Source organism: Streptomyces sp. NPDC001920 (assembly GCF_053594495.1).
This window is the reverse complement of sequence record NZ_JBSFEP010000006.1, coordinates 377,563-392,421: the sequence shown is the minus strand read 5'-3', so window position 1 is coordinate 392,421 and position 14,859 is coordinate 377,563. Positions and strand designations below refer to the sequence as shown.

Below are 14,859 nucleotides of genomic sequence, written 5' to 3'. Positions count from 1 at the left end.
AAGCCCTCGTACTGGTTGTACGTGGGCTTTCGCCCGGTGCGGCGAGAGTGCGTGCCAGGCGTCGCGGGGCAGGCGGGACTTTGCGGACACGACCTCGCGCCAGAAGGTGTTCCACGGGAGCCGAAGGCCCCTCCTCGCGCGGGTCAGAGCTGGAACTCGGCCGGCGAGACGCCCAGTGCCGCGCAGGCTTCCCTGAGGACCGTCTGCTCCGCCTGGGAGACGTAGCCGTCGGCCCCCGCGATGACGATGCCGGTCTGGATGACCGCCCGGGCCTCGGTGGGCTTCTTCGCGGCCTTGGCGATCTCCTGCATCGCCTCGGCCTTCCCCTGCGGGAAGTTGCGCATGAGCAGGTCCACATGCTTGTGGAAACGCTGGCGCAGCTGGTCCGGAGGGAAGTTCTGCAACACGTCGTTGCTGAGGATCATCGACTCCATCTGCTGCTGCTCGGCCGGGTCCACATGCCCGTCCGCCGCCGCGACCAGGGCACACATCGCCATGCTGGCGTCCCGGTACGCCCCGCTCTTCAGCTCGGTCTTGAGGGAGCCGAGCTGCGTCTTGAGCAGACCCACCAGCTGGGCGCGTGAAGCGCCCCGCGAGCCGCCGGACCCGGAGCCGCCGTGCCCACCGTGCCCTCCGTGCCCACCACTCGCTCCGTGGCCACCCTGGACCTGCTGCTGCAGATTCTTCGCCTGGTCCTTGAGCCGGTCGAACAACGCCATTGACGTCACCTCGGTATTCGTCGGGGTCATCCGGATCAACGCCCACCGCACGTCAGAAGTTCCACCGGGGTGCCCGAGGCCGTCCACCACACGGACGGCAGGCACCCGGCCGGCCCGCTGCGGCGCCACTGCCTCCCCTTGGCGAAGGCTGCGGGCGGGGCGGGGCACGGGGCGACGGCAGCCGCGGCCGTCCGGCCCTGGTTCCCCACGACACCCTGGGGAGCCGCGGGCCGGCAACACCCTCAACGCCCGGAGCTGACCTGCAACTGCCGCAGCCGCTCGTGGACGTTCTTCAGGGCGCCCCGCCGACGCCCTGGCACCCGGCCGCGCAACTCCGCCAGGAAGGAGCCCAGCTCCCGCGCGAGCGAGGCGTCGTGGATCAGCCCCCACTGATGATGGGCCCGGTCCACGGCGGCCTCCACGGCGGGCGTGTCCGGGGTCTGCCCGGCGGAGAGCCGGGCCGAGGCGACGGTCAGCCAACTCCGGCAGCTGCGCACCGGGTCCCCCGCCAGCATCGCCAGATCCGCCCGCACCTCGATCCAGTGCAGCGCCTCCTCGGAGGCATGCCCATGAGCCCGCAGCGCGACCTGCTCATGATGCGCCGCCAACGCGTCGGCCTCCCCGTGCCGCCCCGCTTCCACAGCAGCGCTGATGGCGGCGTGCGGGTCACCGGACCCAGGGCTCGCCGCCGACGGCGTGGGGGCGGGAGGCCGGGTGGGGACCGGGGGGATGCGGTGCGGTGCGCCCGGCACGGCAGCGGGCGCGGAATCCGCCCCCGCACCCGCCTCGCCACGCGCCGGATCCAGCGCGGGAAGCCGGGTGGTCCGCGGCTCGGACTCCCCCGCCGAACCGGGGCCCTGAGCCGGACCCGGCACGAGGGCCGGCGCTGCGTCCATGGGGCCCTGGGCGGCACGCCCCGGATTCGGCGCGGCACCCGGCGCACCCGGCGCAGGCAGCGAGGCACCCGGCGCAGGCGGCGGCGCGGCACCCGACACCGGCACCGGCACCGGCACCGGCACCGGCACCGGCACCATGCTCGGCACCGGTTCCCGGAGCGAGCCCTCCGCCGGGAGCGGCCGGCTCTGCGGAAGGAGGTGCGGGAGCGTCGGTACAGCCGTCCCCGGGTGGTTCTGCCGGGGACTCGGGCTCGGCACCACGTGGCGCGGGCCCGTGCCCGGCGGCACCTCCGGCGGCAGCGGTGCCCCCTGTGGCCCGCCCTGCTCGAACCCCCCGCCCGGCGGCGCCTCCTGCCGGGGCCCCCTCGCGAGCGGCGCCCCCCGCGGAGCGACCCGCTCGAAGCCCGGTGCCTGTGGCAGGGGCCGCGGGGGGAGCTGAGGGGCGCTCTGGGCGGTCAGGACGATGTCGGTGCCCACGCCCGCCTCGGGGGCGATGCGGGACAGTGCCTCTTGGTGCAGCTGGTCCAGCGGTGGGCGGTGGCCGCTGCGAAGGAGGGTCGCCACGGCCTTCATGTACGCGGGCCCCGCCACCGTACGGCGCTGCGGCGGCGGTGCGACACGGCCGTACACCACGTTGTTGCGGCCGGAGTCGAGGGGGTTGGCGCGCAGCCACTCCCAGGTCTCGGCGTCGGCGTGCAGGTCGAGGAGGAGGGACGTGGAACCCGGTGCGCGCAGGCGCAGTTCCTCACGGATCCAGTGCCAGGGGAAGCCGGTGTAGCGGACGGTCGACGGGGTGGTCCGGGCCAGCGCGAGGTGGGGGAGGTGCTGGCGGCGGTCGAGTTGCAGCTGGCCGGTGACGAAGACGGTCAGCGGGCCCGGTGCCGCCGCCGCGGCGCGCAGCCGGGTGAGGACGGCCTGCGGTTCCAGGGGGTCGGCCAGTTCCACCACGTTGGCGGTGTCCGCGCCGGACAGCACCGCGGGCGGTACGGCGGCCAGGACGGGGAGCACGGAAGCGGCGTCCACCAGACAGCTCTTGCCCGCCGGTGCGGCGGCCAGCAGCAGAACGGTTCCGGGCATCGGTCCCTCCCCATCCCCCGTCGATCACGTACGGCAGCACCGTAACCGGTGCGGCTGCAAAGCGGGATCTCAAGACTGTTTACGTCCGATTCCGTCCCCATTCCCCGCACCGGCCCTCGCACGGGCTCCCGTGCCACTCCCCGCACCGGCCCCGAGCCGGACGGCGAACACGGTCGTGTCGTCGTCCAGATGACCGGCGCAGTGCCGCAGCGTGCTCTCCCGGACGAAGGCGACCAGCCGCCGGGGCTGTGCGAGGCCCGGATCGGCGGCGACGGCGGCGGCCACCTCGTCGGCGAGCGGGTAGAAAACGCCGCCGCCGTCCCGGGCCTCGGTCACGCCGTCCGTGGTCAGCAGCAGCGTGTCGTCGGGGGCGAGGGGTACGTGCAGCACCGGCGGCGGGCCGTCGGCGGGGGCGAGCCCGCCGTAGCCGAGGGGCAGGCCGCGGCCGGGCGGCAGCGGCCGTACGCCCCCGGCGCGGACGAGGAGCGGGGTCTCGTGACCGAGTACGACGGCGTCCAGCACGCCCGACCGCTCCTCGGGGAAGCCCAGCAGGACGGCAGTGGCGAACCGGTCCTCCTCCGCGCCACCGAGGGCCGCGCGCATCCGGATGTGGCGCTGCATCCGCACCTCCAGGCGCAGGGCGACCGTCGCCAGGTCGGGCTCGTGGTAGGCGGTCTCCCGGAACGTGCCGAGCAGCGCGGCGGCCGCCTCCACGGCACCGAGTCCCTTGCCCTGGACGTCGCCGAGGATGACGCGCGTGCCGTGCAGGCCGGTCTGGATGTCGTAGAAGTCGCCGCCGACCCTGGCCTCGCTGTCGGCGGCGAGGTAGACGGCCGCGTGGTCCAGGCCGCCCCAGCCCGGGGGCAGCGGGCGCAGCACGGTACGGCGGATGGTCTCCGCGACGTCCTGCATGTGCAGCATGCGCTGCTCGCCGCGCACCCGGACCACGCAGGCCAGCGTGGCGAGGACGCCACCGATGCCGGCGAGGACGAGGTCGGGGAGGCCGGCCTGGTACTCGTGCGGCAGGGCGGCGTCCGCGGCGACGTACGTGGCGGGCGCGAGCACGGCGAACACCGCCGTGCCCCACACCCCGCAGATCGCGGCGGCGATACCGGGCACCAGCACGATCCAGGACAGGATCCGGAAGTCGCTGCTGGTACGGAAGTCGACCAGCACGATGCCGACGAGCAGCAGCAGCGGCGGCACCCAGGCGACGCTGCGGCCGCGCACGCGCAGCAGCTGCGGGCGGCGGCCGCCGCCCAGCGAGTCGGCTCCGCCGTCGCTGACGGCCCTCATGAGCCTCAGCGAAACACGGCGTCCGGCATGCCGCATCCGGGTACGCGGGGCCGTACGACTTGCCCGGCGGCGGGCGCAGGTGTGCCCTGGATGCGGGGGCGAGGAGGAAGGAGTGCTCTCATGGCTCATGCGGCACCCGTGCCCGGCGGACGGTCCGGTCGGGCCGCGACCACGACCGGTACGGCCGCCACGGTCGGCACCGGCCGCCCGCCCGATGTCTTCAGCGCACGCGCCCACCGTGTCGCGAACGTCGCCGTGGCGATCGTCCTCGGCCTCGTGTACGGCTACTGGTGCGCGGCGAACCGCCGTTTCGGCGGGGAGATCACCGGCTGGAACCTGCTCTTCGGCTTCGTCACCGCGTTCGTGTTCACGGCGCTCTACCTCGTCGTGCACATGCTGGCACCCCACATGAGGCGCGAGCTGCACGCGCTGCTGTGGGCCGGGTTCGCGGGCAGCGCGGTCGGCTTCCTGTACAGCCAGAGCACCGAGAGCGTCCTGGGCCCCGCGCTCCTGGGGATCCTGATCGCCGCGGCCTGCTTCGCCGCGCTGTTCTACCGCTACTACACCCACGAGGACGCCCAGGGCCGCCGGATCGGCTGAGGGCGCGCGGTTCGGCCCCGGCTGCTCGCCGGGGCCGAACCGTTCCCCTTCATCCACCCACGCGATCGCTCGCCTCACTCCCGTGCACTCGGCGGGGCCCTTTGAGCCCTCCTGATCCATGAGACACCCGTTCGGGTGAACTCTCCACCGGAGAGCGGATGTGTGCGGCCGTATGCAGTCACACCGCTGGCGCCCCCGGCCCGCCGCTCTTTGCCTGGGAGGGTGCCCACCCGCCTGCGGAACGCCCTGTCGGCAGCGCTGATCGCGCTGTCGTGCCTCCTCGTGCCGTTCGGCGCGCCCGCGGCCTGGGTGGCGTACGGGCTGGCGGACACCGGGCGGTACGTCACCGCGATGGCGCCGCTCGCCGCGGATCCGGCCGTGCAGGGCGCGGTGGCCGACACCGTCGGGGACGGGATCGTGCAGGAGGTCGCGCCCCGGCTCGACGAGGAGTTCCACGTCCGCGACGAGCGCGGCGCCGTGCGGCCCTTCGTGCGGGACGCGGTGCGCTCCTTCACCCGTACCGACGCTTTCCGCACGGCGTGGGAGGCGGGCAACGCAGCGGTCCACGACGCCGTGCTGAGCGCCCTTCAGGACGGGCGCGAGCGCGCGGTCACCGTGGACCTGGCTCCGATCACCGCCCAGGTCAAACGCCGGCTCACCGAGGACAACGTGCCGCTCGCGCATCGCATCCCGGTCGAGCACACCGAGGTTCCGGTGCTCCCGGCGCACGAGCTGGACCGGCTGAGAAAGGGGTACGACGTGCTGGAAGTCGCCGGTTTCTGGCTGCCCGTCTCGGCCGCCGTCCTCGCCGCCGCCGGCATCGCGGTCGCCGCGTGCCGCCGGCGCGCGATCACGGCGACCGCGCTGGGCACGGCCCTCGGCGGCGCCTTCCTGCTCCTCGCCGTGGCCGTCGCCCGCCGGCTCACGCTGGCCGACCTGCCCGAGGCGGCCCACCGCCCGGCCGCGGGCGCGGTCTACGACGCCCTGACCGAGACCCTGCGCACGGTGTCCTGGCTGCTGATCGCCACCGGCCTGACGGTCGCCCTCGCCTGCCGGCTCACGGAGCTGTACGCGCGACGCCGGCGAGCGTCCGCAACGCCCACCGCAGATCCGGCTCAGGAGCCGACCCGAGCCCGAGCCTGACGGCATCCGGGGTACGGCTCGGGTCGACGGCGAAGGCGGGGCCCGGCGTCACCGCGATGCCGTGCGCGGACGCGGCGGCCGTGAAGGGGTCCGCGCGCCACGGCGCGGGCAGCTCCCACCAGGCGAACGGGGCGCGCGGATCGGACCGTACGGCGAATCCGCCCAGTTCCTCGCCGAGGACGCGCTGCCGGTGGGCCGCGTCGGCCCGCTTGGCGGCCACCAGCCGCCGCACCGTCCCGTCCCCGATCCACCGTACGGCCGCTTCCAGCGCGAACCGCCCGGCGCTCCACCCACCGGACCGCACGGCGGCCGCGACCGCCTCGACACGTGCCTCGGGCACGACGGCGAAGCCGACCGTGAGTCCGGGGGCGACGCGCTTGGAGAGGCCGTCCACGACGTGGGTGAGGTGGGGCGCGTGAACGGCGAGGGGGTCGTCGTCGGTGAGGAAGGACCAGATGCGGTCCTCGACGACGGGGATGTCCAGGTCGGCCGCGAGCCGGGCGAGGACGCGCCGGCGCTCGGGGCCGGTGGTCAGCGACGTCGGGTTGTGCAGGGTCGGCTGGAGGTACAGCGCGGACAGGGGGGCGGTGCGGTGGGCGGCGGCGACGGACTCCGGGAGCGGGCCCTGCCCGTCCGTGGCCAACGGCACCAGGGTGATGCCGAGTCGGGCGGCGATCTCCTTGACCACGGGGTACGTCAGCGTCTCGGCGCCGACCCGGCCGCCCGGCCGGACCAGGGCGGCGAGGGTGGCGGCGACGGCCTGGCGGGCGTTGCCGGTGAAGAGCAGCCGGTCGGGGGCCGGGTGCCAGCCGGGCGTGGCGAGCAGGGCGGCGGCCGCCTCACGGGCCTCGGGGGTGCCGGTGGCCGGGGCCGGGCGGAGGCTCTCGGTCAGGACGTCGGGGCGCAGCAGCGGTGCGAGCGAGCGGGCGAGCAGCTCCGACTGGCCGGGAACGGAGGGGTAGTTGAGCTCCAGGTTGACCGGCGCGGCGGTCGCCGCCTCGACGAGGGACTGCCCTGTTCCCGCCGGGGCGGCCCGTACGAAGGTGCCGCGGCCGACCTCGCCGACGACGAGTCCCCGGCGTACGAGTTCGGCGTACACCCGTCCCGCGGTCGACGCGGCGATCCCGCGCCGCCGTGCGAACACCCGCTGCGGCGGCAGCCGTTCACCGGGCTTGAGCCGTCCGGAGACGATCTCGTCGGCCATCCGGTCGGCGAGCCGCCGATAGTCCTCCACGAGCCGCCTCCCGCCCAGGCCGTTCCGATTGCACCGAGGGCAAAGATCTTATTGCACCGAGCAATTGGGGCGATCTAGGGTCGATCACATGAGCCCCTTCCTCGCATACGAGGACAAAGGCGCCGACACCTCCTCGGTTCCCCTCGTTCTCGTCCACGGCCATCCCTTCGACCACACGATGTGGGCCCCGCAGATCGAGGCGTTCTCCGGCGCCCGCCGGGTCGTCGCCCCCGACCTGCGCGGCTACGGCGCCTCCCCCGTCGTCCCCGGTGTCACCCCCCTGTCCGTCTTCGCCGGGGACATCGAGGCGCTCCTGGACGATCTGGAGGTGGAGACCTTCGTCCTGGCGGGCCTGTCGATGGGCGGCCAGATCGTCATGGAGTGCTACGACCGCTTCCCCCACCGGATACGGGGCCTCGTCCTCGCGGACACCTTCGCGGCGCCGGAGACGGCGCGGGGCAAGCGGGACCGGGGTGCCATGGCGGACCGGCTGCTGCGCGAGGGGATGCGCGGATACGCCGACGAGGTGCTGGAGAAGATGGTCGCGCCGTACGCAGACCCCGAGGTCAAGGCCCACGTGCACGGCATGATGACGGCCACATCGCCCGAGGGCGCCGCGGCGGCCCTGCGCGGACGCGCCGAACGCCCCGACTACCGCGACCTGCTGACCCGGATCGGGGTCCCCGCCCTGGTCGTCGTGGGCGAGGACGACGCCTTCACGCCCGTCCCGGACGCGGAGTCGATGCACGCCGCGCTCCCCGACTCGACCCTGCGGGTGATCGAGGGGGCGGCGCACATGCCGAACCTGGAGCGGCCGGAGGAGTTCAACGAGGCGCTGAGGGCTTTCCTGGCGCGGGTCGACGGCTGACCCGACGTCCGGTCCGCACACCGCGCCCTCGGATCCGGGACACGGCCCGGGACACGGCCCAGGCCCGTTCGCCGCCACCGGTGAGAGAGGATGCGGGCATCCCATCCGCGAGCGGAAGGCCGGGACGTGGAGACTGCGGCTGCCCAGTGGACGGCCTCCCGCGACGGCAGGCCCCGACGACGGGCCGGGCGGTGGCTCGCCGCCCTCCTCCTCGTCGGCGTGACCGTCGTGATGGGGTGCCGGGTCGCCGACAGCGACGGCGTCACCCCGGTCCCGCAGCTCCTCGCCTTCCTCCCCTGGCTGCTCGTCCCCACCGGGTGCGCGCTGCTGCTCTCCCTGCTCGGACGCTGGTGGACCGGCCTGTTCTGGGGCGTGGTCGTGCTGGGGCTGCTGGCCTGGTTCATCGAGCCGTACGGGACGAGCGAGCAGCCGGGCGGACGCCCGCTCGCCTCGTTCCGGGTGCTGACCTCGAACGTCGAGTTCGGACAGGCGACCGACGCGCTCGCGGCCGCGGTACGCCGCGAGCGGCCGGACATCGTGTTCGTCCAGGAGTGCGAGTACACCTGCGACGCCACGCTCCGGCAGGCCCTCGGTGCCGCGTACCCGCACCGCGTGGCCCGGGTCGCCGCCGGTTCGGCCGGGTCGGTCGTCCTCAGCCGCTTCCCGCTGGAGCCCGCCGAGGGTGTCGACGGCGCCATGGCCATGCCCGGTGCGACCGCCGACGTGGAGGGTCACCCCGTACGACTCCAGCTCGCCCACCCCGGGCCGCCGCTGCCCGGCCGGATCGACCAGTGGCGCCGGGAACTCGACGGGCTACGGGACTTCGCCGCCGGGGCCGGCCGGGCGCCCCTGATCCTCGCCGGGGACTTCAACGCCTCCCAGGACCACGCCGCCTTCCGCCGCGTCCTCGACACCGGCCTGCGCGACGCCGCCCGGCTCACCGGCCACGACCGCACGCCCACCTGGCCGGCCCGCACGGCACCGACGCTCGGGGCGCAGATCGACCATGTGCTGCTCTCCGCCGACTTCTCCGCAGCCGCCACACGCTTCCTCGACCTGCCCGGCACGGACCACCGCGCGCTCCTGACCGACGTCACGCTGCACGCCCGCCGATGAGCGCACACGTCGGCGCGGCCGCCCTGTGCAGGAGGGCGACCGCGCCGGGTGTGGGGGGTGGGTTCCGGTGGAACTAGTGCGCGGACTTGTGCAGGGCCTTGTCCTTGTGCAGGGCCTTGTCCATGGCCGCCGCGAGACCGTCGGCCCACAGCTGGTCGACGCGGGCGCGCTCGCGCGCGTCCGGGTTGGCGTTCGTGCAGGACGGGCCGGGACCGCCGCCCGACATCAGCTCGCTGCACGGGCCTTCGTAGTGGTCGGGCAGTCCGAGCACGTGGCCCGTCTCGTGCGTGGTGACCCGGGTGGAGTCGTACTGCTGGTTCTGCCGGTGGTCGAGGAAGATGTACCCCTTGCCGTGCCCGTCGGTCGAGGCGTAGGAGCCGCGCGGGTCGTTGCCCTCGCGGTAGGTGAAGTCGGCGTTCGACGCCTCCTGGAGCCGGACGTTGGACACCGCGCCGTTCCATATCTGGGTGCTGCGGGCTATCTGCGTCCTGAACGTCGGCGCCGCGGAGGCGTCGTAGACGACGGTGACGGCCTTGATGCGCGGGTTCGCGGCACGCTTCTCGGCGACGGACTCCACGACGGCCTGGAAGAACGCCCGGCTCGCCTCGGCGTCCGCCGACCCGGCGGCGTACCCGGCGTGCCCGGCGTGAACGGGAGCAGCTGCGGCGGGAACCGCGGTGCCCAGCCCGGCCGTTGTGAGAGTGAGGGTGAGGACGGCCGCCGTGCGGGCGGACAGGGACGTACGCATACGCATTGAAGACTCCTGGGTGGGGGGTGAGTCGTTCAACACGTGAGTTTCGGCCCCTGTGCGCCCGCTGTGATGATGGCAACCGGTGATAGCACCGCCCTATCACGTGCCCAATTCACAGAAGTCCGTGGCGGTTTGTGCGGCTGGTGAAACCCTCGGTTCCGCTTTAGTCTCCGAGGACATGGACCTTGAGGTCAGGCACCTCCGCGCACTGTGCGCCATAGCCGACACCGGCAGTCTGCACCGCGCCGCCCGCCACCTGGGTGTGGCCCAGCCCTCGTTGAGCACGCAGCTGCGCAGGATCGAGCAGGAGCTCGGCGGCGCGCTGTTCCTGCGCACCCGGGCCGGCTGCCACCCCACCCCGCTGGGCCGCCTGGTCCTCAGCCGCGCCCGCCCGCTGGTGGCCGACATGCGCGCCCTGGTCGCCGAGGCGCGGGCCGCCGCGGCGGGCGGCCCGGGGCTGCGCGTCGGCTCGACGGCCAGCAGGGCCCTGGCGGGCTGGCTGCGCAGACTGCGCGGCCAGGGCCAGGACCCGACCCTCCACATGAACGTCTCCCCCAACGCCCTGCTGCGCATGGTCGCCGACGGCCAGCTGGACGTCGCCTTCGTGCACGAGGTGGAGGGCTGCCCGCTGCGCATCCCGCCGGAGCTGCGGCTGCGGGTGCTGATGGAACGCGAACCGCAGTTCGTGTCCCTGCCGGCCGACCACCCGGCGGCGGCCGAACCCGAGGTCGACCTGCGGGACCTGGCCGGCGACCGCTGGATGGTCGACCCCACCGTCGACGGCGAGTGGGACGCCGTGCAGCGCATGTTCCGCGCGGCCGGCGTCAGCCCCCATGTCCTGCACGGCGACTACCACACGGCCGGCGCCCTGGTCGCCACCGGTGAGGTGGTCACCGTCTGCCAGCCGACCCACGCCTCCAGCGCCGAGATGGCCGTACGGCGACTGCGTGGCGACCCGCTCGGGGTACGCCTGCTCCTCGCGGCCCGTACGGAGACGGACCTGGACGGCGCCTATCCCGCGCTGGCGGAGGCGTACGGGGAGGTGGCCCGGCGGTCCCCTGCGTACCGGGAGTGGCTGGAACACGACGGTGAGCGGCAGCCGCCGGTCCCAGCCATCCCGTGAGGGGGCGGCCGCCGTCAGACGCCGATGTCGCAGCCGTCCTTGCGCCAGACCGCCACGACGGCCGGACGGTTGAGCTTCCCGGCTCCGTCGGGCCAGGCGCTCAGCGGCTTCTCGGCCGTCGCTCCGTCGATCTCGCCCGGGTGCTGCACGGCGACCAGCACCCGGCGGTCCTGGATGACCGGGCCGCAGGTCTCCGCGCCCTTCGGCATCGTCAGGAACTGCTTGAGCTCACCGCGCCGGTCACCGCGGGTGGCGACACCGAAGAGGCCGTCGTGGAAGCCGAGGGCGTTGCCGTCGGTGGAGATCCACAGGTTGCCGTACGCGTCGAAGGCGACGTTGTCCGGGCAGGAGATCGGGGAGACGTGCTCCTTCGGGAACCCGGCGAAGTAGGTGGCCGGGTCGTTCGGGTCACCCGCCACGAGGAAGAGCTTCCAGGCGAACTTCTTGCTGTCGGCCCGGTTCCAGCGCTCGGTCAGCTCCAGGACCTGGCCGTGCTTGTTGCTGTTGCGCGGGTTGGCCTCGTCGGCGGCGGCGAAGCCGGTCTTGCCGCGGTTGGAGTTGTTGGTGAGGGCGACGTACACCTTGCCGGTGTGCGGGTTGGGCTCGATGTCCTCGGGCCGGTCCATCTTCGTGGCGCCCACCTTGTCACCGGCGAGGCGCGTGAAGACGAACACCTCCTGCGCCGTCATCCCCTCGACGTGCGAGACGGCGCCCTTCGCCGTCGCCGTGGCCAGCGGGATCCACTCACCGCTGCCGTCGAACTCGCCGTCGGACGGAAGCTTGCCGGTGCCGTCGATCTCGATGGCGGGGGAGTCACCGGTGAGCTTGGCGACGTACAGCGTCCCCTCGTCGAGCAGCGACAGGTTGTGCTCGCGCACGGCCCGGCTCGACCCCTGCTTCATCCGCTTGCTGCCGACGAACTTGTAGAAGTAGTCGAAGCGCTCGTCGTCACCGGAGTACACGACCGGCCGGCCGTCGTCGGTCAGCCGCACGGTCGCGCCCTCGTGCTTGAAGCGGCCGAGCGCGGTGTGCTTGCGCGGCTTGGAGTCCGGGTCGTAGGGGTCGAGCTCGACGACGTACCCGAAGCGGTGCGGCTCGTTCGGCTCCTGGGCGACGTCGAACCGCTTGTCGAACCTCTCCCACTTGCGCTCGCTGGCACCGGTCCCGAGCCCGTAGCGCTTGTCCGTCGCCCGGGTGGCGTTCGCGAAGTACTGGTTGAAGTTCTCCTCGCCGTGCAGCGTGGTGCCCCACGGGGTGACACCGCCGGAGCAGTTGTTGAGGGTGCCGAGGACCTTGGTGCCGGTCGGGTCGGCGGAGGTCTTCAGCAGCTCGGAGCCGGCGGCCGGCCCGGTGACCTTGAACTCGGTCGTGGCGGTCACCCGGCGGTTGAGCGGATGCCGGGGCACGGGCGTGAGCTTCCCGCTGCGGCGGTCGCCCTCGACGACGACGGCGGACAGGCCGTGAGCGGCCCACGCGACCTCGACCTGCTGCCGGGTCGGGTTGGCGGCGTCGTACCCGCGGAACATGAGCACCTCGTCGGTGTACTCGTGGTTCGCGACGAGGATCTGCCGGTTGCGCTCGCCCGGCAGCGGGAGCAGGGCGAGGAAGTCGTTGTTGTACCCGAACTGCTTGGACTGCGCCTCGGCCGTCTGCTTGTCCGGGTCGAAGGCGGGCGCGCCGCGCAGAATGGGATCGCCCCAGCGGATGACGATGTTCTGCGCGTAACCGTCCGGGATCGTCACCGTATCGGCGGTGTTGGGTGCGACGGGCGGGAAGCGCAGCCCGCGCGCGCCCTGCGCGTGACGCCCCTGCTCCGCCTCCCCGGCGGCGCCCCCGGCGGCCTTCGCCTCCGGCGCGGCGACGGTGGCGGAGGCGCCCACGGCGGCGGCAGCGGTGACGACGGCGGCGGCGCGCAGCGTCGTACGGCGGCTGACGGCGTCGGCTATGACGTCGCCTACGTACGGGTTCGTGGTGGTATTGGGCACCTCGTGGAAGCAGGCGTCACCACACCGGAACCGGCAGGTCAGGGCGGCCCGGCCGCCGTGGTGCGAGTCATTGTTCGTGCTGATGATCGGCAACGGAATGCGCATGGTGTGTCTTTCTCCCTGCTTCCCCATGAAGTGCAGCGTGAGGGACGCTAGGGGCACGTCTGTGCGGTAGCGGAGCGGCTGCATGAACGGCAGGTGAACCAGATGTGGCCGTACGGGAGTTGAGCCCGCGGCCGAGTCCTCACCCGGGTTCGGCGCGATGCGGTCCTTGACGTACGGGGGCCTCCGTGCCCGCCCCTCCCCAAGATCGCCTTCCGGGGCCGCTAACCTTACGTGTCCGTCCTGGCCAGGGATCTACGGGCATCAACTCACGCGAAGGGTTGCGCACATGGGCATTCTCACTCTCCTGCGGAACGCGTTGGGCCGGTCACGCAAGGGGCGTACCGCCGAAGCAGAGGGTGCGACTCCTTCGCCGGAACCGCAGCCGACCGTCCCCTCCCCGTCCCCGGAGCCCCAGCCCACGGCCACCGCCCCGGTGCCGGAGCCGCGGACGTCGGAGCCGGCTGCCCCCACGACGCCGGATGATCCGGAGGACGGGGAGCACGAGCTGGTCTCGGCCGCTTTCGACAACGTCGCGGTCCCCAAGCCGGCTCAGCCGGTGGAGACGCAGGGTGAGGTTCCGGCCACGGAGAAGCCGACGCCGTCCGCGGAGAAGCCGGCCGCGGAGGCCGAGCCCGCCGTGGAGACCGAGCCCGCCGCGGAGGAGCCCGCCAAGCCTGAGCCGGCCGCGGAGGAGCCTGCCAAGGCCGAGCCGGCCGCGGAGACGGCGGTGGTCGAGGAGCCGGTGATCGAGGAGCCGGTGGTCGAGGAGCCGGTGGTCGAGGAGCCGGTGGCGCAGAAGCCCGCCGATGAAGCCCCTGCCGCCGAGGAGCCCGCTGACGAGGAGCCGGTCGCGGAGACTCCCGCCAAGACCGAGCCCGCCGCCGAGGTACCGGCCCAGGCCGAGCCCGCCGGGGAGGCGCCGGTCACCGAGGAGCCGGTGGCCGAGACGCCTGCCGCGGAGGAGCCCGCCAAGGCCGAGCCCGCCGCGGAGACGGCGGTGGTCGAGGAGCCGGTGGCCGAGGAGCCCGCCAAGGCCGAGCCCGCCGCCGAGGCACCGGCGGCGGAGGAGCCGCTCGCCGAGGCGCCCGCCGCCGCCCAGACCTCCTCGCCCGAGCCGACCGCGGAGGTACCCGCGGCCGCCGACGGCGAGGACGCCCCCCAGGAGGCACCCGCGGCCGACGACGAGAGCCGCACGGGTGGTGCGGGTGGGAACACCCAGGCCGAAGGCGAAGCCGAGGCCGCCACGCCCCCCATCCCCCGCACCCTGCGCACAGCCCACCGCGCCGCGGCCGCCGCCCTCAAGAAGCACGACCTGACCGGCACCCGGGCCAAGGTCTACCTCGTCCTGGACCGCTCGGCCTCCATGCGCCCGTACTACAAGGACGGCTCCGCCCAGGCCCTCGGCGACCAGACCCTCGCCCTCGCCGCCCACCTCGACCCCGAGGCCGCAGCCCCCAAGGTCCACGTCGTCTTCTTCTCCACCGAACTCGACGGCACCGGCGAGCTCACCCTCACCGAGCACGAGAACAAGATCGACGAGCTGCACGCGGGCCTCGGCCGCATGGGCCGTACCAGCTACCACGTGGCCGTCGAGGAAGTCGTCGCCCACCACCACAAGACGGCCCCCGACACCCCCGCCCTCGTGGTCTTCCAGACCGACGGCGCCCCCGACGCCAAGACCCCCGCCACCCAGGCCCTCACCGAGGCCGCCAAGAACCACCCCTCCGTGTTCTTCTCCTTCGTCGCCTTCGGTGACCCCGAGCAGAAGGCCTTCGACTACCTCCGCAAGCTCAAGACGGGCAACACCGCCCACTTCATGGCGGGCGAGGCCCCGCTGGAGCTGACCGACAAGCAGCTCTACGAGGGCATCCTCGCGAACTGGCGCCCGTAGCCCCACCGGGCGGCCCCACCGGCCCTCCCGCCACCACCCCGACCGCGGCCGCCCG

12 protein-coding genes are annotated in these 14,859 nt (G+C 73.7%); 6 read left to right on the top strand and 6 right to left on the bottom strand.

Annotated features, from left to right (window positions below; all coding sequences use genetic code 11):
- Window positions 1–143: 143 nt before the first annotated feature.
- The 3 genes from ACWCPI_RS13295 to ACWCPI_RS13285 all read right to left on the bottom strand — a co-directional run bounded on the left by ACWCPI_RS13295 (window position 144) and on the right by ACWCPI_RS13285 (window position 3,988).
- Window positions 144–719, bottom strand: coding sequence for a tellurite resistance TerB family protein (locus ACWCPI_RS13295; protein ID WP_451038210.1), 576 nt, complete (start codon window positions 717–719; stop codon window positions 144–146).
- Between the two features lie 242 nt (window positions 720–961).
- Complete coding sequence (locus ACWCPI_RS13290; RefSeq protein ID WP_451038209.1) at window positions 962–2,692, bottom strand: hypothetical protein; 1,731 nt, start codon at window positions 2,690–2,692, stop codon at window positions 962–964.
- Between the two features lie 69 nt (window positions 2,693–2,761).
- On the bottom strand, window positions 2,762–3,988 hold the full coding sequence (locus ACWCPI_RS13285; protein WP_451038208.1) for a PP2C family protein-serine/threonine phosphatase: 1,227 nt from the start codon (window positions 3,986–3,988) through the stop codon (window positions 2,762–2,764).
- A 120-nt stretch (window positions 3,989–4,108) separates the two neighbouring features.
- Between ACWCPI_RS13285 and ACWCPI_RS13280 the strand changes: the two genes are divergently transcribed.
- Together ACWCPI_RS13280 and ACWCPI_RS13275 are read left to right on the top strand one after the other, a co-directional pair.
- A complete protein-coding gene (locus ACWCPI_RS13280; RefSeq protein WP_451038207.1) occupies window positions 4,109–4,588 on the top strand; it encodes a hypothetical protein in 480 nt (159 codons plus the stop codon).
- A 222-nt stretch (window positions 4,589–4,810) separates the two neighbouring features.
- The gene (locus tag ACWCPI_RS13275; protein ID WP_451038206.1) at window positions 4,811–5,731 is read left to right on the top strand and encodes a hypothetical protein; all 921 of its coding nucleotides are present in this window, start codon (window positions 4,811–4,813) and stop codon (window positions 5,729–5,731) included.
- Here ACWCPI_RS13275 and ACWCPI_RS13270 read toward each other — a convergent pair.
- Window positions 5,646–6,965 carry an aminotransferase-like domain-containing protein gene (locus ACWCPI_RS13270; RefSeq protein ID WP_451038205.1) on the bottom strand — a complete coding sequence of 440 codons (1,320 nt, stop codon included), beginning with the start codon at window positions 6,963–6,965 and terminating at the stop codon, window positions 5,646–5,648. The two genes, ACWCPI_RS13275 and ACWCPI_RS13270, sit on opposite strands and share 86 nt — an antisense overlap.
- A gap of 88 nt (window positions 6,966–7,053) precedes the next feature.
- Here ACWCPI_RS13270 and ACWCPI_RS13265 point away from each other — a divergent pair, with 88 nt between their 5' ends.
- Both ACWCPI_RS13265 and ACWCPI_RS13260 read left to right on the top strand, forming a co-directional pair.
- Entirely contained in the window at window positions 7,054–7,833 is a 780-nt protein-coding gene (locus ACWCPI_RS13265) for an alpha/beta fold hydrolase (RefSeq protein ID WP_451038204.1), read from the top strand.
- A 126-nt stretch (window positions 7,834–7,959) separates the two neighbouring features.
- On the top strand, window positions 7,960–8,949 hold the full coding sequence (locus ACWCPI_RS13260; RefSeq protein WP_451038203.1) for an endonuclease/exonuclease/phosphatase family protein: 990 nt from the start codon (window positions 7,960–7,962) through the stop codon (window positions 8,947–8,949).
- A gap of 73 nt (window positions 8,950–9,022) precedes the next feature.
- Here the strand turns inward: ACWCPI_RS13260 and snpA are convergent, their stop codons facing one another.
- A complete protein-coding gene (snpA, locus tag ACWCPI_RS13255) occupies window positions 9,023–9,703 on the bottom strand; it encodes a snapalysin (RefSeq protein ID WP_451038202.1) in 681 nt (226 codons plus the stop codon).
- Window positions 9,704–9,878: 175 nt separating this feature from the next.
- On the opposite strand from snpA, the gene ACWCPI_RS13250 reads away from it, so the two are divergent.
- Window positions 9,879–10,823 carry a LysR substrate-binding domain-containing protein gene (locus ACWCPI_RS13250; protein WP_451038201.1) on the top strand — a complete coding sequence of 315 codons (945 nt, stop codon included), beginning with the start codon at window positions 9,879–9,881 and terminating at the stop codon, window positions 10,821–10,823.
- Between the two features lie 14 nt (window positions 10,824–10,837).
- Here the strand turns inward: ACWCPI_RS13250 and ACWCPI_RS13245 are convergent, their stop codons facing one another.
- Entirely contained in the window at window positions 10,838–12,913 is a 2,076-nt protein-coding gene (locus ACWCPI_RS13245; protein ID WP_451038200.1) for a PhoX family protein, read from the bottom strand.
- Window positions 12,914–13,199: 286 nt separating this feature from the next.
- On the opposite strand from ACWCPI_RS13245, the gene ACWCPI_RS13240 reads away from it, so the two are divergent.
- The gene (locus tag ACWCPI_RS13240; protein ID WP_451038199.1) at window positions 13,200–14,804 is read left to right on the top strand and encodes a VWA domain-containing protein; all 1,605 of its coding nucleotides are present in this window, start codon (window positions 13,200–13,202) and stop codon (window positions 14,802–14,804) included.
- The last annotated feature ends 55 nt before the right edge of the window (window positions 14,805–14,859 follow it).